The organism is Flavobacterium sp. K5-23 (genome assembly GCF_023278045.1).
In the GTDB taxonomy this organism is placed as follows: Bacteria; Bacteroidota; Bacteroidia; order Flavobacteriales; family Flavobacteriaceae; genus Flavobacterium.
On the sequence record NZ_CP056783.1, the window covers coordinates 2774259 to 2794563 of the forward strand.

Genomic DNA, 20305 nt, shown 5'->3' on the forward strand with positions numbered 1-20305 from the left:
AGGTTGTTTCAAAGAGATACACAAAATTGTTTAACTATAATCATCTCTTAAAACAGACTATTTTTTCTTTTCCAAAAGCGTATCGTTAAACAAATTTAAAATGCGGCTATATTCATCTACCCAAGAATAAGTTTCTTTAAAACCATGTGCTTCAACAGGAAATGAAGCTAGACTCCAGTTTTTCTTTCCTAGTTCTATGAAACGCTGAGACAAGCGAACAACATCTTTATATTCCACGTTATCATCAACCATTCCGTGAAGCATTAATAAATTCCCTTTTAAGTTATCCGCAAAGTAAATTGGAGAGCTTTTCTTGTAAGCTTCGGGATCTGTTTCCGGAAAATTAAGAATATTTCCTGTATATCCATGGTTGTAATGTGCCCAGTCCGTTACTGAACGCAACGCTGCTCCTGAAGCAAACTCGTCAGGCGTTGTAAGCATTCCCATTAGGGTTATAAAACCACCATAAGAACCACCGTAAATACCAACTCTTTTAGCATCAATACCTAAATTCTGAACTAAATAGTTTTTACCATCAATCTGGTCAGATAAATCTTTACCTCCCATAAAACGGTATATTCCGGTTCTTACATCACGACCATAACCGTCACTTCCTCTATAATCGATATCTAATACGGTATAACCCAAATCTGTCAATAAATTATGGAACATATATTCTCTATGGTAATTACTCCAAAAGTTATGGGCATTTTGCAAGTATCCAGCACCGTGAACAAAAATAACTGCAGCTTTATTTGACTTTTCAGCTTGTGGTGTATATAAACGAGCGTTTACATTTGCTCCATCCTGAGCTTTAAATGTGATAACATTCGGTTTTCTCCAAGAATAGCCTTTAAATTCAGCTGTTGTTGATTGTGTTATTTGACTTAAAGAAGTATTGGTTTTATTAGGAGCAACATACAATTCCCATGGTTTGTCTTTATAGGAATAGCGAACTAATAATGTGCTCTCATCTGGAGACAAACTCACTTCATGAGCTCCGTCTTTAGTTAAAACAGGCTGCAAAAGCGCATCAGAAACCGCCAATTTGTAAAAACTTCTATTCCCAGGATGAGTGGTGGTGGTAGTTAAGTAAAAAACACTTTTATCTTTTGACAAACTCAAATCTCTTACTTCCCAATCCCCTTTTGTGATTTGTCTTTTCTTATTCGTTTTTAGATTATACCAATACAAATGGGAAAAACCAGTAGCTTCCGATTGAAAATAAATCGTTTCATTGTCAGCAAGAAATCCTAGAGTCCCTGAACTAAACGGATACGAAGGAATTCCAGGCCCACCTATCCAAGCTTCGTCATGCTGGTGATCAATTTCTTCAAAACTTCCTTTTTCTACATTCAATTTCACTATCCAACGGTCTTTATTATCCTGGCTTCTTATTTCGGTAACTGCATAAGAACCATCGTTATTATATTTAGGTTCTTGTACTACAATTAATCGGTCTTCTTTCTTGGCGTTTTTTAAATTATCATATAATTTGTAGTATTCCGGAGTATCTTGAATATGGCTCAAAGTGGAAAAGTTAACAAAATAAACACTGTCTTTTGCGACAGAGTAAACACCAAATTTTGTAGCCGACAAGTTGGCTGTAGATACTTTCTCCTTCGTGTTTGGAGATTGATTATATCCATCTGAAGTAATAAAAACCTCCATTTTTTCGTTTTTCACCTCTTCAACTTCTCGTAGTCTGAAGGTTGCAAAAGTTCCTTTTGGGTTAATTTTCAAACTTCCAAAAGCATTTTTTCCATAGAAGTATCCCTTTGGAAAATCCGATTTGTTTTCGTCAGATTTAGCCTTGTTCCACTTTTTCTTTGCGTCTTGATCACGTATAAATTGGAATAATTCCTTTTGCTGACTTATTAAAAAAGAATCCTTCTCTGAGTCTTTTTCTTTTTCTTTACCCGATTTAAAATTAGTAAGTTGAACAAGAGTCCCTTCAATAGTATTGAATTTTATAATATTATCATTTTGTTCAAAAAATAAAACCCCTTTTTCACTTCCCAATTGTAAATTCGAAACTGAACTAGACTGTTGCAGTAATTTTTTGATAGTTTTATTCGAAAGAGAATAAGAATACAAAGCCCCTTTTGAAATATAATAAGCAATATCCGAATTTGGTTTTTGCACGAAATCATATTTTGAAAAAGCGGCATCTTTTACAGAAGCAAGCAAAGGTTTCTGCATTCCTTTTTCCCAAAAATAGGTAGTAGTACCAATTTCGTTATTTGGATTCCATTCAAAATATATTTTCTTCCCGTCTAGAGACCAACGTCCGTTAGAAGGTTGCACTCCAATGAAAGCATCCCCTTTCATAATGTCTTCTAATTTCAAATTTTGACTTTGACCAGCAGTTATAAAGAACAGAAACACAAGCAATAAAACTTTTCTTAACATTGTTACATGATTTAATTTAAACAAAAATACACTTTGAAATTTATTAAAAAAAGAAAACCATAATTATAAGAGCACTAAATACTTAAATAGTACCCCATATAAAACACAAATAATGTCTTTTATTTTCCCTACCCTCTTTTGGTGTATCCTAAAATTTAAAATTCTTAAAAGAGATTAGGATAGATTCTCAATAATTAAAAAATCTTTTGAGAATTAAAAATCCTATATGTTGTATTTAATATACAACATATAGGGTTTTAGTCTACCTTTGAGAAAAATAAATAACACAAACATGAATACATCTCAAAAAGAATTAATAAAAGCAACAGTTCCAGTTTTAAAATCAAGTGGTAATGATTTAATCTCCTATTTCTATCAAAGAATGCTTACCAATAACCCTGAGTTAAAAAACATATTCAATATGGCAAATCAAGCTAACGGCAAGCAACAAAATGCTTTGACAGGCGCTGTATTGGCTTATGCTGAAAATATTGAAGATCCTAGCATACTAATAAATGTATTAAAATCAATTGGAAACAAGCACGTAAGTTTAAACATTGCTCCAGAACAATATGACATTGTTGGAAATCATCTTATTGCATCCATTAAAGAAGTATTGGGTGAATTAGCAACACCCGAATTAGTAGAAGCTTGGACTTGTGCATATACTGAATTAGCGCAGATAATGATAAGTATTGAAGCCGAAATGTATAAAAAAAATACCCTTAAAAAAGGAAGTTGGATTGGTTGGAGAAAATTTACAATTGCAAAAATTATTAAAGAAAGTGATGAAATTAAATCCTTTTATCTACAACCAGAAGACAAAAAAGATATTGCCTCTTTTTTTCCAGGGCAATACCTTTCCGTTAAAACTTTTATCCCTGAACTTGGTTATGAGCAACCTAGACAATATAGTTTGTCTTCCTCTTCTAACAATGAATACTACCGAATATCAGTAAAAAAAGAAATGGGAATTAATGCTATTCCTGACGGTGTGTTTTCTAATGTACTCCATACTAAAAAAGTGGGCGAAAGCATCGATGTTAGTGCTCCAGCAGGTGTTTTTTATGCTGATCCTGAATCCGTAAACCCATTAGTCCTTATAAGCGGCGGTGTGGGAGTTACTCCTTTAATGAGTATGGTAGAAACCAATAAAACAGCACTCCAAAAAAACAAAACGGTATGGGTTCACAGCTGTCGTAATGAAAACGTTCACGCTTTTAAAGACACTATCGAAGAATTAAACAGTCAGGAAAACTGGTTGACATCTTATGTATTCTATGAAACGCTGCCTAACCACAAAACAGATGCGATAGAAGGAAGAGTAAATTTGAATCTGTACAAAGAAGAAATTATTATTAATGATGCAAAATATTATATTTGCGGACCTGAAATGTTTATTCGAAAACAATACGAATCATTAATTGAACTTGGCGTAACAAAAGAAGCCATATTTTATGAAGAATTTGGACCTCAGTTATTGACCTTAAATTAATAAATAGCACTTATGAAATTAAACCACTTTACAGATTTTAGTATGCGTGTATTGATTTATCTGAATCAAAAAAAAGATACTCCTCAAAGTTCTTTGGATGATTTGGCTACAACTTTCAAAATTTCACGAAATCATCTCATTAAAGTGGTTCAATTTTTATCAGCTAATGAATTGGTTTTAACCAAACGTGGCAAAAGTGGCGGAATTGTAATTTCAGAGAAAGCCAAAGAAATTCAGTTAGGAGACTTAATCCATCTATTGGAACAAGATGACAGTCCAGTGGTTAATTGTGATTCCAAGCCTTGTATTTTTAAATCACATAATTGCAAATTAAAATCATTGTTCAATAGAGCTTATACTGCTTTTATTGATAGTTTAAACGAATCTAATCTCTCAGATCTTGAATTTTCCGATTGGAATTCAATTTTTCAAAACAATCCAAATGCGTAAAACTATTCTTAGCAGTATTCTTGTTACTTCATTTATCACATTTACACTCACAACAATCAACACAAATACTAAAAACACTATAGATTTTGTTTTTTTATGGGCTCAATCTTGGTTAATTGCAGCCACAATTTCCTGTATTTTCAATATCTATATAATTCCTTTTCTATTTAAAAAGAAAAGAAAGCTAGTACTAATGCAGCAAACATTTTTAAAATCTAGTTCAAGATCTTAATCTACTTTCCAAAAATAGTTATACATCCAGTCTGTATATAAAAACCCTTTTATTTCAAAACGGATTGTCTAATCAATCTTCCAAATAAACGATATCCAATTCTTGACCTTAATATACTAAGACTATTGGCATCAAAACCGATTGTATATCGCTTGAAATTTTTGGCTGGATTTTCAGCTATTTTTAATAATTCTCGAATAATTTGAGGCTTTAAATCTTTGTTTTTCTTAGTCTTGTTTTCTAATATTACCCCAATTTTATCCATCAAATTATTGTACGAAGCAAGAGAAGAACGCTCTGATTTGGTGACATTTTTTTGAAAATTAGAAGGAGTATTACCAAATTGTATGGTGGAAATACTAATATTATATTCTGATAATTCGTAGGCCATACATTCCGAAAAACTTTCTACTGCATGTTTTGTTGAATGATAAAAACTCCCTAACGGTAAATTTACCAAACCCGCAATGGAGGAAATGTTTATGAAGTGGCCCTTTTTTTGAGTCCTGAATATGGGGATGAAAGCTCTACATACTTTTACAACACCTAAATAATTGACATCAACAATGTGATTAATTTTAGAATCTTCGGATAATTCCACAAAACTTCTGTATCCAACTCCTGCATTATTGATTACAACATCTATGGTTTTAAAATCATTTACTATTTTATTCTTGGCAACTTCAATACTTTCTGTTGAAGTTACATCCAGAGCATAACAACTTATGTTCGTTATCCCTTCAAGTTCTTTACCTTGTTTCAAGCAAATCATTGTAGCAATAACATTCCATCCACTTTTTGCAAAGTGCAAAGCTATTTCTTTTCCAATTCCGCCTGAAGCTCCTGTTATGATTACATTTTTCAAGATTTATATTTTTTTAAGCAACTCTTTTTTTTTGATTTTCAATAAATAATTTCATTTGCTTAAAACAAAAAAAAATGAGTAGTTCATTAATTAAGAACGACCCCGTTTGGGGTCGTTAACTATAGTATTAATATGTATTTTGATTTAAACTTTCAAAATAACATTTCCTTTCTAATCGGTATTTTCGATTTGTTTATAGGCATCAATCACTTGTTTAACTAATCTGTGACGTACAATATCTTTATCATCAAGATATATGATCCCAATGCCTTCAACATCTTTTAATACCAGTAACGCTTCTTTAAGTCCTGAAATGGTTCGACGAGGTAAATCTACCTGACCTGGATCACCGGTAACCATGAATTTGGCGCTTTTTCCCATACGGGTTAGAAACATTTTCATTTGAGAATGCGTTGTGTTTTGCGCTTCATCGAGAATCACAAAAGCATTATCCAGCGTTCTACCTCTCATAAAAGCAAGTGGCGCAATTTGAATGATTCCTTTTAAAATATAATCCTCCAGTTTTTCATTGGGTAGCATATCACGAAGGGCATCGTAAAGCGGCTGCATATAAGGATCTAATTTTTCTTTCATATCACCTGGCAGAAACCCAAGATTCTCCCCTGCTTCAACGGCCGGACGGGTAAGAATGATGCGTTTTACCTGTTTTTCTTTCAGTGCTTTTACAGCCATCGCAACACCTGTATACGTTTTTCCAGTACCTGCTGGACCTACCGCAAAAACCATATCGTTTTTGTTTATGGTATCCACCAATAATTGCTGGTTAGGCGTCATGGCTTTAATTATTTTCCCTCCTACTCCATGAACCAAAATTTTATCGTGACCTAATGTAATTCTTTCATCCTGACCATCACTAAGTATAACGCGTTCAATCACATTATTATCAATAGTATTGTATCTGGTAAAATGAAGCATCAGTCGCTGAAACCGTTTTTCGAATTCGTCCAGCACGATTTTTTCTCCAAAAGCTTTAAGAGTTGTACCTCTTGCTACAATTTTTAACTTTGGATAGTACTTTTTAATAGTTTCAAGATGAGTGTCTTGAGCGCCCCAAAACTCTTTTGGAGCGATGTCGATGAGCTCGATGATTCGTTCGTTCAAATGATGTAGTTTTAGATTAAATTTTTCCGTTTAATGCTTAAATTCGAATTGAATTAAAACTTGAGTATTATTTTTGCGAAATTTGGAATTTGTTTTTGCTTTTTTGAGTTTACTATTATTAGCTTTGCATATCTCAAATTTAAGAAAAATAAGGTTTACTTTACACTAATAGTTATAAACAAATTTATGTCAATAATTACCCTTACTACCGATTACGGCTTGAAAGACCACTTTGTAGGTGCGTTGAAAGGGAAGATTTTATCTGAATATCCGGATGCAACCATTATTGATATTTCTCACGATATTGACCCATTCAACACAGTAGAAGCAAGTTACATTATTGGAGCTGCCTATTCTAGCTTTCCAAAAGGGACCGTTCATCTTATAGGAGTCGATTTAGAACACAATAAAGAGAACCAACATATTGTTATGCAATGGAATGATTCTTACTTTATTGCTGCTGATAATGGCATTTTAAGTATGCTTTCGCAAAAAATTGTGCCCCAAAAAATGGTTACCATCAACATCCACGATAGATTACCAAGCGAAGCAACAGATTTAGATGTATTTGTCAAAGTAGCCTGTCACATCGCTAAAGGTGGTTTGTTGAACGTTATAGGAAAAGAAATAACAAGTATCAAGCAAATTACCGAAATGAAAGCGGTTGTATCAGATGATTCTAATTCCTTAAAAGGACACGTGATTTATATTGATCATTTTGGAAATGTGGTTACTAATATTTCAAAAAGACAGTTTTTGGATGCGGCCAAAGGAAGACCCTATGAAATATTGATGAAAACAAAAAATATTAAAACCATTCTGCCTAATTATTCCGCTATCGCAAGTTCTGACAAATATCCAATTAAAAATTATGAAGGAGAGAAATTAGCTATTTTCAATGAAGCCGGTTTTCTGGAAATTGCCGTTTTCCGAAGCAATCCGTTAAAAGTAGGCTCCGCTAATAGTTTATTAGGTTTGAATTATAGAGATGTGGTAAATATAGTATTCAGTTAACAGTGGTCGGTAATCAGTTTAAAAAATCTAAAAATCAACAATCCTAAATCCTAAATTTCAAATGTTTGTACGAATAGTAAAATTGAGTTTTCACGAAGAAAACATTCCTGCTTTTATGGAAAATTTCGAATCCATAAAAGAAAGAATCCGCTCTGCTCCCGGGAACCGCCTTTTAGAATTATATCAGGATAAAGACAACAAAAGCATTTTCTTTACTTATAGTTATTGGGAAACTGAACAGGATTTGGAAAATTATCGACAGTCGGAATTTTTTAATGAGGTTTGGACTTTTACTAAAAAATTGTTCAATGACAAACCCGAGGCTTGGAGTGTGGACAAATTAGCAACTCTAGCTTAAAATTTATTTTCAACTTGCCCAATCTATAAGTCTGAAATTTGAAACAAAAAATAAAAAATGAAAGCATTATTATTACGAGAAATTAAATCTTTTTTTGGCTCACCCATAGGCTATTTAGTTATTGCCTTATTTCTAATTCTCAACGGTCTTTTTCTTTGGGTGTTTGATGGTGAATACAACATCCTAAATACTGGATTTGCTGATATGACACCGTTTTTCACATTATCCCCTTGGATCTTAATATTTCTAATTCCTGCGGTAACTATGCGTAGTTTTTCGGATGAGAAAAAACAAGGAACACTTGAATTACTGCTAACAAAACCATTGAGTATGTGGCAAATAGTCAACGGAAAATTCCTAGGTGCTATGCTATTAATTGTAATGGCAATTGTACCTACATTTATCTATGTTGAAGTAATTTCAAGCCTTGGACTTCCTGAAGGGAATATTGATATGGGAAGTACTATAGGGTCTTATTTTGGTCTATTATTTTTAATAGCTGCCTATACTTCAATTGGAATATTCACTTCTACCCTTACTGACAACCAAATTGTGGCTTTTATATTAGCCGTTTTTATATGTTTCCTTTTTTACTTTGGAATTGAAGGATTTGCTTCTATAATCTCCAACTTTAAATCCTTGATCAGTTCATTGGGAATGCAAGAACATTTTAAGAGTATGGGACGAGGTGTTTTAGACACTAGAGACATTCTTTATTTTGTAAGCATAACGACATTATTCCTTTCGCTTACTGTTTTTAAATTAAAATCTTTGAAATTATAATGATACCAATTAAAAAAAGCAACCTAATAGATCTATTGATCATAATTGCCTTTTTGCTTCTTGCAAACGGAATAGGTAATTCCTTTTTTCATCGTTTTGATTTAACTAAAGACAATAGATACACATTATCTGACACTTCTTTGAAAATTATCGAACAAATAGAAAACCCATTGTCGGTAAAAATATATATGCAAGGTGATTTACCGGCTGAGTTCAAAAGACTGCAACAGGAAACCCAACAAATTCTGGAAGAATTTCAGGCTTACAATAAAAATATTGTTTTCGAATTCGTAAATCCTATGGAGAACGAAGAAGAAAGTATGGATAATGTTAAACAGTTGTATCGAAAGGGTTTAACACCCATTAATATAACTGTGGATGATAAGGGAAAACAATCTCAAGCAATGGTATTCCCTTGGGCAATTGCAGTATATAATAATAAAGAAGTCAATATTCCTTTATTGAAAAACAGAATGGGCGCTTCCACTACTCAAAAAGTGGTTAGTTCAGTTCAACATCTAGAATATTCAATAGCTGACGCAATAAACAAAATCACCAAAGACAAGCAAAAAAAGATTGCAGTAATAAAAGGAAATGGGGAATTAAAAGATGTTTTAATGGCTAAATTTCTAATGCAGGTAAGAGAAAGTTACCACATTGGCCCTTTTACATTAGATTCGGTTGCCAAAAACCCCACTGCTACTTTAGAAGCTTTAGAAAAATATGATTTGGCCATCATTGCTAAACCAACAGAAACGTTTACAGACGCTGAAAAACAAGTCTTAGATCAATTCATCATTAAAGGAGGAAAAACCCTTTGGTTAATCGATCAAGTAGCTGCAGAAATGGACAGTCTTTACAATTCAGCAGGAGCCACATTAGCTTATCCTAGAGATTTAGGATTGAATGATATGTTCTTTAAATACGGGATACGCATTAATCCTGACTTAGTGAAAGACGAGCAAGGAAGTTCTATTAAATTAGCCTCTGGTGAGCAAGGAAGTGCAACACAATATCAGGAATTCAACTGGAAATTTGCACCTCAAGTTTATCCAGATAGCAACCACCCTATTGTTAAAAATTTAGGCGGAATTAAATTTGATTTTGCTAATCCTATTGACACTTTAAAAAACGGAATCAAGAAAACCATCCTTTTAAAATCCTCTCAATATTCTAAAAAAATTGGTACTCCTACAGAGATCAATTTGAATATTGTGGAAGAGGAAACAAGTCCGAATCATTATATCAATACTGGAAATATTCCGCTTTCTGTTTTACTCGAAGGTTCGTTTCATTCTATGTTTGAAAATCGTGTCCTGCCTTTCGATCAAAAAACTTTTGAAGTAAAAGGAAAAAACAATAAAATGATTGTGATTTCTGATGGAGATTTAATTCGGAATCAACTCGATAAAGATTTTCAACCCGTTGAATTAGGTTACGATCAAAGATCAGGGAATTTATACGACAACAAGGATTTTATGTTGAATTGTGTCAATTATTTACTGGATGATAATGGACTTATTAACATTCGAAGCAAAGATCTCGATTTACCTTTATTGGATAAGGAAAAAGTTTACAGCAACTATAGTGCAATACAATTCCTAACTATCGGGCTTCCAATTCTTATTTTAATTCTTTTTGGTGTGGTTTTTACTTTTTTAAGGAAAAGAAAATACAGCAAGTAGATGTTAATAAAAAAGTTTCAATACTAAATTAGTTTACGATATATTTGTAAATGTATATTATTTTGAAATTTAACTAAAAAATATACCACAAAAAATAAAACAACAAAGATGAAATTTATAGTATCGAGTTCATACTTATTAAAACAATTACAAGTTTTAGGTAGCGTTATCAATAGCAGCAATACTTTGCCTATTTTAGACAACTTCCTATTTGAATTAGACAATGACGTATTAACGGTTTCTGCATCTGATTTAGAAACTACGATGTCAGCAACCTTATCTATTGATTCTACTAGTAAAGGTAGCGTTGCAGTTCCTGCAAAATTACTTTTGGAAATCCTTAAAACTTTTCCTGAACAACCTTTAACTTTCACAGTTGAAGAAAACAGCACAATTGAAATTAGCTCAAATTCTGGTAAATATGCATTAGCATACGCGCCTGGAGATGAATTCCCTAAATCAGTTAATCTAGACGAACCTTCGGTTACTTTAGTGCCTGCTGATGTATTGGCTACTGCAATAAGCAAAACTATTTTTGCAGCTGGTAACGATGATTTACGTCCAGTTATGTCTGGTGTATTCTTCCAGTTTTCTCCTGAAGGATTGATATTTGTTGCAACTGACGCACATAAATTAGTAAAATATGCACGTACCGATGTAAAAGCATCTCAGGTTGCCGATTTTATTATGCCTAAAAAGCCTTTGAATATTTTAAAAAGTATCCTTTCTACTTCAGATGCTGAAGTAAAAATTGAATATAACGATTCAAACGCTACTTTTTCATTTGACAATTACATCTTAATGTGTCGTTTAATTGATGGAAAATATCCAAACTACGAAGCGGTTATACCAAAAGAAAACCCAAATAAATTAATGATTGACCGTTCTCAATTTTTGAGTTCTGTACGTCGTGTTGCTATTTTCTCTAATAAGACTACACACCAAATTCGTCTAAAAATCGCTGGTGCAGAACTAAATGTATCTGCTGAAGATATCGATTACTCTAACAAAGCAGAGGAAAGATTGACTTGTGATTATCAAGGAGATGATATGCAAATAGGATACAATTCTCGTTTCTTGACTGAAATGTTAACTAACCTACAATCCGATATGATTATGCTTGAAATGTCATTACCTAACAGAGCCGGAATTTTAACTCCTGTAGATGGATTAGAAGAAGGTGAAACAGTAACTATGTTAGTTATGCCAGTAATGCTAAATAACTAAACCTTAAACTACCCTTAAAGAGGCAGTTTAAATACAAAATCGCTATTAACCAAACCATTTTTATATTTAAAAAAACCGCAATTCACTAACCAGAATTGCGGTTTTTTTGTCTATATAAGGTTAAAAATAATAACTTCAGTGAATTTTTAAAGACAAGTTATTCAGTATGAAGGAAATACATTTTTGAGTGATTCTTTTTTAATGACTCTTTGGCATCTTTATGATTTTTTTCAAATGTTTCTAAATTGGTGCCTTTACAAATTCCGTACGAATAATGGTATTTTAGAATTTCAAGATCTTTTTTCCCAAATTCCTTTTTATCTGATTTACAAATTGAAAAATAACTACTACAATCCGGATTTTCAAAATCTAAATAAAAATATCCCAAAGAACGTATAAAATTGATTTTTAGTTTAATCAATTCCTGTTCTTGATTTAAATTCTTCCCGTCAATTTTCAATGAACAATTATAGATATTTTGTTTATTATTCCACATCAAATAATAACCATCATTAGCACGAATTCTGGTGTCTAAATTAACTTCTGATGGGCTATTTACAGAATAAACAAAGTAGTTCGCTTTTATTCTATCTTTAACCAAACTAATATGTAATGAATCTACTTCTTTATCAAGAAAACGAATGAATTTAATAAGTTCCTTACTGTTTTGCTTACTAACCGATTTGTCAAAATAAATTTTTATTTCTTCTTTCCAAATCTTCATCGTTGGCTTTAGTTTCTCCTCTTTTCTTTGATATTTTTTGTTATAAACCAATTGTTTATATTTTTCCAAAAAAATAGAATCTTTTTCCTCGTATTCAACTTTTACTCCTTTTTCTTGGTAATTATTAATATCTATTAGAGTATCATTATTAATAATTTTAAAACCAATTGAATCAATAACTTTATTGTTTTTTTTCAATGATTTATAACTTTTATAAGTCATATAAGTCACTGTTTTAGCTGAATTCAAATGATTGTTCTGGGAAAAAGCAAACGAGTAACTTAAAAACAACAAAAATACAAACATATTTTTTTTCATAAATTTTCTTTTTTGAAATGTTAAAGTAGTAAAACTAAACAAATCTAATTTATTATTTTAATAAATATTATCTGACTTAAATCACTCCCATTTTTTTCATCAAGAAAGTAGCACTTTTATTTTTACAAATACCGTCACGAAGTTTATAATCAAAATGTAATTCATCATTCTGAATTTCGACTTCAAAGCATTTATTTGTCAATATATCCGGGTATTCATTTGTTGTTAAACATACTTCTATATCGTGAGTTGCAATAGCGCCAATAGCTTTCTTTGCAATCACTTTTTTCACCACTTCAATAGTTCCGTTGCGTTTATCGTCAGAATTAGTTCCTCTTAATATTTCGTCTAGCAATACGAATGCTGGATTCCCTTCCAGTTCGTCCATAATTTGTTTTAGACGCTTTATTTCGGCAAAAAAGTACGATTCACTGTCGGATAAAGAATCTGACAAGCGCATCGAAACTAATACCGGTAATGGATGCACATTAGCTGAGGAAGCACAAACAGGCGAACCTATTCCTGCCAAAACCATATTCACTCCTAAACTTCTTAGAAAAGTACTTTTCCCGGACATATTCGAACCCGTTAAAATCATAAAAGATTCGGGATGAAAACTTACCTTGTTCCCTATTCTGGTTTTCGAATTCAATAATGGATGACTCAAATCAGAAAAATCTATTTCAAAATCGGTATTTAATTTTGGGAAAGTAAACTCAGGATTATTATAAGAAAAGTTAGCCAGGCTATTAAGCATTTCAAATTCACCTATAACTTCCAGCCAATCTTTCAGTACCTCTTCATTTTCCTTTTTCCATTTGATCAAACTTTTTAGAACGTGCAGATTAAATAGAAAAGTTCCGTTGAATAATGTGGCAGTAACAAAGTTAGCGATACTGTCCATTTTCGAAAACAATTCAGATAATTCTTTAAGATGCTGACTCGCATTCTCCGTTTTAAATTTAAGTTTTTGCTGTAAAGCAACCAATTTTGGAGATTGAAAATTTTCGGTTTCAATTTTTTCCAGAATCAAACCATATTGATGAATTACCTTGTCAATGTTATCTGCATTAGCAGTTTCAAACTGAATGCGCTTTAAGAACTTACCTAAAACAACAAGATTGATGATAAATAGATACGACATATACGATAAGAATATCGTTTTAGTAGTTGCCAAATAGGCAATAAAAGTCCCGATAAACAATGCAGGGCCAACATAAGATAAAACTACAGCCCATTTTGGCAACGGAACACTGTTGGTTTTACTCCATTGCAACAATACATCATAGCTGGATTGATTGTCCTTAGAAATTTTGGCCAAAGCCAAAAAATCCTGACGCCAATTAATTTTATCCGCTAATTCTTTAATAGCATCCTGATTATTTTCAATTTCTTGATTGGGTAATAAACTCAATAACTGCTTCGCTAATGTTTTCTTACCTATATATGTAGCGGTTCTATTTAGGTTTTGAAACAAGGAATGATCACCAAAAACATCCAAATCATAAGCGTAAGGATGGTGAAAATCATTAAATTCTATCCCGTTTTCAAATGGAATCACATTCTTATCCAGATAAGCCAATTCCTCTTTGTTAATTTCAATAAGAGCTTCTTTCAATTTACGTTGAAAAAGCAACTTAGCGTGAATTCGCATTAAAAAAAGGAATACCGCAAAAAAGGAAACTGCTGAAAAAAGATATATATTTTCGCTTTTTTGCATATAAAAATAGAGCGATCCCAGAAAGAGAATAATACTCATCAACCTGAGAAAACTGATACTATTGTACTTTTTATTAATCGTATTTAATTCTTGGGAAAACCCTTTGCTTTTAGTACTGTAAACTTCCATACCCTATTTTAGTGAAATACAAATATAGGATTTATACGAAGAATTCTTTCCTATAAACAGAAGGAAAAGAAGTAAACTAATTTGAATAATAATTGCTTTTCGCTTTACTAAAAAAGTGATTTATTCAATGTGAATGGCTAAAATGGGAACGTCAAAATTATTAGCGAATTTTTTAGTTAAACTTGGATGAAACAATCCTTCAAAAAAACTTCTTTTATAAGTCAGCATCGTCAATATATCTATATCCTTATACAGGATGAAATCCAGAATCGTTTCTTTCACTTCATCGCTGGTAATGACATAAAACTCAATAGGTTCATTTTCAAACTCTGCTTCCCAGTTTTTAATCAGTTCTTTAGAAACATCAGAATTATTTGTTTTCACATAAAGGCATTTTACGGTTGCTCCTGCTTTTTTAGCAATAACCAATACCTTTTTAAGTGCTATTTTATCCTTTGGTCTAAATCGTGTAGTAAACCCGATGGTTTCAATTTTTTTAAATACAGCATCCATTGGAATACTCAATAACGGAATATGGATATCCACCAAAACCGCTCCTGTATTAGTGCCCGAAACAAATTCCGACCAGCCCGAAGCGCCTGCCGTACCCATCACCACATAATCTATATCGTCCTCTTTTATGGCTTTTTTAATGTTATAAAGTAAATCCCCATCCATAAGTCGGTGCGTCAATCTTATTTTATCCAATTTACGTTGTTCAGCAATAGCACGGAGTTTAGGAATTTCTTCTTTAAACATATCAAATTTAGACAGTTCTATGGATTCAAAAATCACCATATAATTTTCAGGAAAAAACTGATTATCAAACACTGGCATTTCAAAAGTGTGTAATAAAATGAGTTCTCCTTTTACTATTTTAGCAAATTCTAAAGCGTGAATGAATGCATTTGTAGAAACTTCAGAAAAATCTGTTGGGAAAAGAATTTTTTTCATAAAACAAAAGTTTAAAGTGATACGTCAACCAAATGTAGATATAAAGTTACGGCTTTAAAATGATAATTATCAGAGTTTTACCTAATTTTTAGCAACAAAAAGTGTCGTTATATAAATAAATAGATACTTACATAGATTTACTACCTTTGCATCTTAGAATAAAAAATATGTTATACAACGATTCCATAGTAGCACTAGCAACACCATCAGGCGCCGGAGCAATTGCCATAATTAGAATTTCCGGAAATGAAGCAATTACTATAGGTAACAGCGTTTTTAAGTCCATTAAAAACAAAGATTTACTAAAGCAAAAAACACATACCCTACATTTAGGACATATAATAGACGGCAATAAAACGCTAGACGAAGTATTAGTCTCTATTTTCAAAGGCCCTAATTCCTATACTGGCGAGAATACCATTGAAATTTCTTGTCACGGTTCTACTTATATTCAGCAACAAATCATTCAGTTATTACTTCGAAAAGGCTGCCGTATGGCAAATGCAGGGGAATTCACACTTAGAGCATTCCTAAACGGAAAACTCGATTTGTCGCAAGCAGAAGCTGTAGCCGATTTAATTTCGTCAGATAACGAGGCTTCACACCAAATCGCAATGCAACAAATGCGTGGTGGTTTCTCTAATGAAATAGCCAAATTACGGGAGGAATTATTGAATTTTGCTTCGCTTATCGAATTAGAACTTGACTTTGCCGAAGAAGACGTAGAATTTGCAGATCGCACCCAGTTTCACGAGTTGTTAAACCGAATCGAATTTGTATTAAAACGTCTTATCGATTCTTTTGCCGTGGGTAACGTCATCAAAAACGGTATTCCTGTGGCAATTGTGGGTGAACCCAATGTAGGTAAATCAACTTTATTGAATGCTTTATTGAATGAGGAACGCGCAATTGTTTCTGAAATTGCTGGAACAACAAGAGATACAATCGAAGACGAATTAGTTATTGGTGGAATTGGATTCCGATTCATTGATACGGCTGGAATTCGCGAAACCCAGGATGTAATTGAAAGCATCGGAATCAAGAAAACCTTCGAGAAAATTGAACAAGCGCAAGTAGTTTTGTATTTGTTTGATAGTTTAAAGTTTAAAGTTCAAAGTTCAGAATACATCATCGAAATTGAAAAAATAAAAAATCAGTTTCCTTTAAAACCTTTGGTTGTTGTAATCAACAAACTTGATTTATTATCGGAAAATGAAATTGCAATTATTCGTACAGCACTTGAAACTTTAAACTTGAAATTAATATTTTTAAGTGCTAAACAAAACTTAGGGATTGACGAACTTAAAAATCAATTACTTTCTTTTGTAAACACAGGAGCTTTAAGAAATAATGAAACAATTGTAACTAACACAAGACATTACGATTCCCTACTTAAAGCCTTAGACGAAGTGCAAAAAGTAAAATACGGCTTAGAAACTAACCTACCAAGCGATTTAATGGCTATTGATATTAAAGAAGCCTTGTATCATTTCGGGACCATTACCGGTCAAGTTACAAATGATGAATTACTAGGAAATATCTTTGCTAATTTCTGTATTGGAAAGTAAAAGAGTGTTCAGTTATTAGTGTTCAGCAGGCGGTTTTTAGTGATCAGTAATGCACGTAAACTTTAAACTTTTAAACCCTAAACAAAATATTTTAACTGTCCGGGCAGGCTATTCACTACAAGTCCGCAGCAACCAGTCCATAAAACTATAAACCCGAAACGAGCTTCCTATGGTCGCTGTTTCGGGTTTTGTTTTATAAAAAAGACTGCTTCCCTTACGGGCTTTTCGTTGCTATCCTTGACAGAAAAAGTGCTTTAAATGGAAAACTGCATTATAATGCAACATACTCATTACTGCATAATGTAATTTCTTACAGATAGAAAACAACTAAAAGAAAGTAAAGGAATACAAGAAAATGTATTTATTTTTTATCCTTTACGGTTTCCCTCAATTAGGGTGGGATAAATTTCTATACCTTAGCGGATAAAAAAAAACTGATAATACCCAATAATGGCAGCTGAACAAAAACAAAAATTAGAACAACAACTCTGGAATATTGCAAACACCCTACGTGGGAAGATGGATGCCGATGATTTTAGAGATTACATATTAGGTTTCATTTTCTACAAATACCTGAGTACCAAAATGGATTTGTATGCCAACGAAATACTGAAACCAGACAATTTGATTTTTCAAGAAATTGAAGGACACGATGACGAAGCGGTATTGATGCAGGAGATTAAACAACTGGCAATTGATAAATTAGGCTTTTTCTTAGAACCAGCTGATTTGTTCTCCGTATTAGCCAAAAGAGGTAACGCAGGCGGAAAAAACAATTTCATTCTAGGTGACTTGGCAGCAGTGTTGACTCACATAGAGCAAAGCACGATGGGTTTTGAGAGTGAAGAAGATTTTGGGAACTTGTTTGCCGACTTGGACTTAACTTCCCACAAACTAGGAAAATCAGAAGCGGATAAAAACGAATTGATTGTAAAAATCTTAGTGCATCTAGACGAAATTGATTTTGACTTGGAAAACACGGATAGTGACGTTCTGGGTGATGCTTATGAATATTTAATAGGACAGTTTGCAAGTGGAGCAGGGAAAAAAGCAGGTGAATTTTATACACCGCAACAAGTAAGTAGTGTTTTGGCAAAATTGGTTACTGTTGGCAAGGACAAACTAAAGAGCGTTTACGACCCTACGTGTGGTTCTGGTTCTTTGTTATTGCGTGTGGCTAAAGAAGTGAAAGACGTAAGTGCTTTTTACGGACAGGAAATGAACCCTACGACCTACAACTTGTGTCGTATGAATATGATTATGCACGATGTTCACTACAAGCGTTTTGATATCAAGAACGAAGATACACTTGAAAGACCACAACACAGCGATATGCGTTTTGAAGCTATTGTTGCTAATCCCCCTTTCTCGGCTAATTGGAGTGCAAGTCCTTTGTTTATGAATGATGACCGTTTTTCTGCTTATGGGAAACTTGCCCCGAGTAGTAAAGCTGATTTTGCCTTCGTGCAACATATGGTTCACCAGCTGGATGATAACGGAACTATGGCAATTGTCTTGCCTCACGGAGTTTTGTTTCGTGGCGGTGCTGAAGGACATATTCGCCAGTATTTAATACAAGAAAAAAATTACCTCGATGCCGTTATAGGCTTGCCAGCGAATATTTTTTACGGCACTAGTATCCCTACTTGTATCTTGGTCTTGAAGAAAAAGAGAGAAAACCCAACTAACATTTTGTTTATTGATGCCAGCCAACATTACGAAAAGGTGAAAACCCAAAACGTATTGCGTACTGAAGACATTGATAAAATTATAAGCACATACGAAAACCGAACGGAAGAAGGTAAATACAGTCATATCGCTCTTTTAAGTGAAATAGAAACTAACGATTACAACCTGAATATTCCTCGCTATGTAGATACTTTTGAAGAGGAAGATGCGGTTGATTTAGGAGCTATCACTAATGAATTAAGAGAATTGGCGGTGCTTGGAAATACTACAGATGATACCATTGCTGAATTTTGTGCCGAATTAGGAATCGAAACCCCATTTTAATGAGTACAGCAACTTTAACAATAGAAAAGAAAAAAACACTGGTGCCACAATTAAGGTTTCAAGGGTTTGGTGGAGAGTGGAAACAAAAGAGATTAGGAGAAATAGCCAAAATCACAACTGGAAGTACTCCAAGTACACTTATTGTTGAATATTACAATGGTGAAAAATTATTCGTTTCACCTGCTGATATACAAGAAAATAGATATGTATTTAAGACCAAAACAACGCTTACTGAGAATGGTTTTAGTAAAGGGCGTAAAATAGCAAAAGGAAGCGTATTATTTGTTTGTATTGGTTCAACTATCGGGAAAGTTGCTCAGGCAACGGAAGAATGCTTGACAAATCAACAAATAAATGCTTTATATGCTACGAAGGAATATGATAATAACTTTATATATGAATTATTAGAAAAAAATGGCGCTAAAATAAAATTACTTGCTGGAGTTCAAGCAGTACCACAAATAAATAAAACAGATTTTTCAAATTTTAAATATTTTATTCCCGCCCTCCCAGAACAACAAAAAATAGCTTCTTTTTTAAGTGTTGTAGATGAAAAAATACAGCAACTCAGCCGTAAAAAGGAATTATTAACCCAATACAAAAAAGGTGTAATGCAACAATTGTTCTCGGGTAAATTGAGGTTTAAAGACGAGAATGGAGAGGATTATGCGGATTGGGGGGAGAAGAAATTGGGTGCATTGACTTATAAAGTTGGGAAGAAAAACAAAGAAAATATAAAGTATCCGATTTACTCCATCAATAATAAAGAAGGTTTTTTACCTCAATCAGAACAATTTGATGGTTTAGATAGTAATGACAGAGGCTATGACATAAGTTTGTACAAAATCGTGAACTCTGAGACGTTTGCTTATAACCCAGCGAGAATAAATGTAGGCTCAATAGGATATAGCTATAATTTGGATGAAGTGATAGTTAGTTCTCTTTATGTATGCTTTAAAACCAAAGACAGTCTAGAAGATTTATTTCTTTTAGCTTATTTGGGAACTTATACTTTTAAAAAGGATATTTTAAGATTTGAAGAAGGTGGTGTTCGTCAATATTTATTTTATGAGAATTTCTCAATGATTAAGATTCCATTACCTTCAAATATTGAGCAAAAGAAAATCGCCAAATTCTTATCGAGTATCGATGCTAAAATAGAAAGTATTAATCAACAAATCAACCAAACGCAAACATTCAAGAAAGGCTTGTTGCAGCAAATGTTTGTGTAAAAAA

Annotated in this window: 16 protein-coding genes; 10 read left to right on the plus strand and 6 right to left on the minus strand. The window is 32.9% G+C overall.

The window, feature by feature from the left end; translation table 11 throughout:
* Nucleotides 1–57: 57 nt before the first annotated feature.
* Nucleotides 58–2412 carry a prolyl oligopeptidase family serine peptidase gene (locus tag FLAK523_RS12065; protein ID WP_248903729.1) on the minus strand — a complete coding sequence of 785 codons (2355 nt, stop codon included), beginning with the start codon at nt 2410–2412 and terminating at the stop codon, nt 58–60.
* Nucleotides 2413–2704: 292 nt separating this feature from the next.
* Between FLAK523_RS12065 and hmpA the strand changes: the two genes are divergently transcribed.
* Nucleotides 2705–3907: an NO-inducible flavohemoprotein gene (hmpA, locus tag FLAK523_RS12070; RefSeq protein ID WP_248903731.1), complete on the plus strand. Its 1203-nt coding sequence runs from the start codon at nt 2705–2707 to the stop codon at nt 3905–3907.
* A gap of 12 nt (nt 3908–3919) precedes the next feature.
* Entirely contained in the window at nt 3920–4357 is a 438-nt protein-coding gene (locus FLAK523_RS12075; protein WP_248903733.1) for an Rrf2 family transcriptional regulator, read from the plus strand.
* A gap of 281 nt (nt 4358–4638) precedes the next feature.
* Here the strand turns inward: FLAK523_RS12075 and FLAK523_RS12080 are convergent, their stop codons facing one another.
* Nucleotides 4639–5454: an SDR family oxidoreductase gene (locus FLAK523_RS12080; RefSeq protein WP_248903736.1), complete on the minus strand. Its 816-nt coding sequence runs from the start codon at nt 5452–5454 to the stop codon at nt 4639–4641.
* A 171-nt stretch (nt 5455–5625) separates the two neighbouring features.
* The gene (locus FLAK523_RS12085) at nt 5626–6576 is read right to left on the minus strand and encodes a PhoH family protein (protein ID WP_248903738.1); all 951 of its coding nucleotides are present in this window, start codon (nt 6574–6576) and stop codon (nt 5626–5628) included.
* Nucleotides 6577–6762: 186 nt separating this feature from the next.
* On the opposite strand from FLAK523_RS12085, the gene FLAK523_RS12090 reads away from it, so the two are divergent.
* The 5 genes from FLAK523_RS12090 to dnaN all read left to right on the plus strand — a co-directional run bounded on the left by FLAK523_RS12090 (nt 6763) and on the right by dnaN (nt 11643).
* Nucleotides 6763–7590 (plus strand): S-adenosyl-l-methionine hydroxide adenosyltransferase family protein, encoded by an 828-nt coding sequence (locus FLAK523_RS12090; RefSeq protein WP_248903740.1) that lies wholly within the window; start codon nt 6763–6765, stop codon nt 7588–7590.
* Nucleotides 7591–7651: 61 nt separating this feature from the next.
* Nucleotides 7652–7948: a putative quinol monooxygenase gene (locus FLAK523_RS12095; RefSeq protein WP_248903742.1), complete on the plus strand. Its 297-nt coding sequence runs from the start codon at nt 7652–7654 to the stop codon at nt 7946–7948.
* 57 nt (nt 7949–8005) lie between these two features.
* Entirely contained in the window at nt 8006–8731 is a 726-nt protein-coding gene (gldF, locus tag FLAK523_RS12100) for a gliding motility-associated ABC transporter permease subunit GldF (protein WP_248903745.1), read from the plus strand.
* Nucleotides 8731–10416, plus strand: a complete 1686-nt coding sequence (gene gldG, locus FLAK523_RS12105) for a gliding motility-associated ABC transporter substrate-binding protein GldG (protein WP_248903746.1) — start codon at nt 8731–8733, stop codon at nt 10414–10416. The genes gldF and gldG overlap by 1 nt, the downstream gene beginning before the upstream one ends.
* Nucleotides 10417–10524: 108 nt before the next feature.
* The gene (dnaN, locus tag FLAK523_RS12110; protein WP_248903756.1) at nt 10525–11643 is read left to right on the plus strand and encodes a DNA polymerase III subunit beta; all 1119 of its coding nucleotides are present in this window, start codon (nt 10525–10527) and stop codon (nt 11641–11643) included.
* A gap of 157 nt (nt 11644–11800) precedes the next feature.
* Here dnaN and FLAK523_RS12115 read toward each other — a convergent pair whose 3' ends face one another.
* The 3 genes from FLAK523_RS12115 to FLAK523_RS12125 form a co-directional block, all read right to left on the minus strand.
* Entirely contained in the window at nt 11801–12685 is an 885-nt protein-coding gene (locus FLAK523_RS12115; protein ID WP_248903758.1) for a hypothetical protein, read from the minus strand.
* A gap of 76 nt (nt 12686–12761) precedes the next feature.
* Nucleotides 12762–14534, minus strand: a complete 1773-nt coding sequence (locus tag FLAK523_RS12120) for a DNA mismatch repair protein (RefSeq protein WP_248903760.1) — start codon at nt 14532–14534, stop codon at nt 12762–12764.
* A 120-nt stretch (nt 14535–14654) separates the two neighbouring features.
* Nucleotides 14655–15488: a universal stress protein gene (locus tag FLAK523_RS12125; protein WP_248903762.1), complete on the minus strand. Its 834-nt coding sequence runs from the start codon at nt 15486–15488 to the stop codon at nt 14655–14657.
* 167 nt (nt 15489–15655) lie between these two features.
* Between FLAK523_RS12125 and mnmE the strand changes: the two genes are divergently transcribed.
* From mnmE to FLAK523_RS12140, 3 genes are all read left to right on the plus strand, one after another.
* Nucleotides 15656–17056 (plus strand): tRNA uridine-5-carboxymethylaminomethyl(34) synthesis GTPase MnmE, encoded by a 1401-nt coding sequence (gene mnmE, locus FLAK523_RS12130; RefSeq protein WP_248903764.1) that lies wholly within the window; start codon nt 15656–15658, stop codon nt 17054–17056.
* A 450-nt stretch (nt 17057–17506) separates the two neighbouring features.
* Nucleotides 17507–19069, plus strand: coding sequence for a type I restriction-modification system subunit M (locus FLAK523_RS12135; protein WP_248903766.1), 1563 nt, complete (start codon nt 17507–17509; stop codon nt 19067–19069).
* A complete protein-coding gene (locus FLAK523_RS12140) occupies nt 19069–20301 on the plus strand; it encodes a restriction endonuclease subunit S (protein ID WP_248903768.1) in 1233 nt (410 codons plus the stop codon). Before FLAK523_RS12135 ends, FLAK523_RS12140 begins: the two co-directional genes overlap by 1 nt.
* The last annotated feature ends 4 nt before the right edge of the window (nt 20302–20305 follow it).

Bases quoted from the DNA above. Each gene is read 5' to 3' on its own strand.
- FLAK523_RS12065 (WP_248903729.1), bottom strand. From the start codon at position 2,412: ATGTTAAGAAAAGTTTTATTGCTTGTGTTTCTGTTCTTTATAACTGCT.
- hmpA (WP_248903731.1), top strand. From the start codon at position 2,705: ATGAATACATCTCAAAAAGAATTAATAAAAGCAACAGTTCCAGTTTTA.
- FLAK523_RS12075 (WP_248903733.1), top strand. From the start codon at position 3,920: ATGAAATTAAACCACTTTACAGATTTTAGTATGCGTGTATTGATTTAT.
- FLAK523_RS12090 (WP_248903740.1), top strand. From the start codon at position 6,763: ATGTCAATAATTACCCTTACTACCGATTACGGCTTGAAAGACCACTTT.
- FLAK523_RS12095 (WP_248903742.1), top strand. From the start codon at position 7,652: ATGTTTGTACGAATAGTAAAATTGAGTTTTCACGAAGAAAACATTCCT.
- gldF (WP_248903745.1), top strand. From the start codon at position 8,006: ATGAAAGCATTATTATTACGAGAAATTAAATCTTTTTTTGGCTCACCC.
- gldG (WP_248903746.1), top strand. From the start codon at position 8,731: ATGATACCAATTAAAAAAAGCAACCTAATAGATCTATTGATCATAATT.
- dnaN (WP_248903756.1), top strand. From the start codon at position 10,525: ATGAAATTTATAGTATCGAGTTCATACTTATTAAAACAATTACAAGTT.
- FLAK523_RS12115 (WP_248903758.1), bottom strand. From the start codon at position 12,685: ATGAAAAAAAATATGTTTGTATTTTTGTTGTTTTTAAGTTACTCGTTT.
- FLAK523_RS12120 (WP_248903760.1), bottom strand. From the start codon at position 14,534: ATGGAAGTTTACAGTACTAAAAGCAAAGGGTTTTCCCAAGAATTAAAT.
- FLAK523_RS12125 (WP_248903762.1), bottom strand. From the start codon at position 15,488: ATGAAAAAAATTCTTTTCCCAACAGATTTTTCTGAAGTTTCTACAAAT.
- mnmE (WP_248903764.1), top strand. From the start codon at position 15,656: ATGTTATACAACGATTCCATAGTAGCACTAGCAACACCATCAGGCGCC.
- FLAK523_RS12135 (WP_248903766.1), top strand. From the start codon at position 17,507: ATGGCAGCTGAACAAAAACAAAAATTAGAACAACAACTCTGGAATATT.
- FLAK523_RS12140 (WP_248903768.1), top strand. From the start codon at position 19,069: ATGAGTACAGCAACTTTAACAATAGAAAAGAAAAAAACACTGGTGCCA.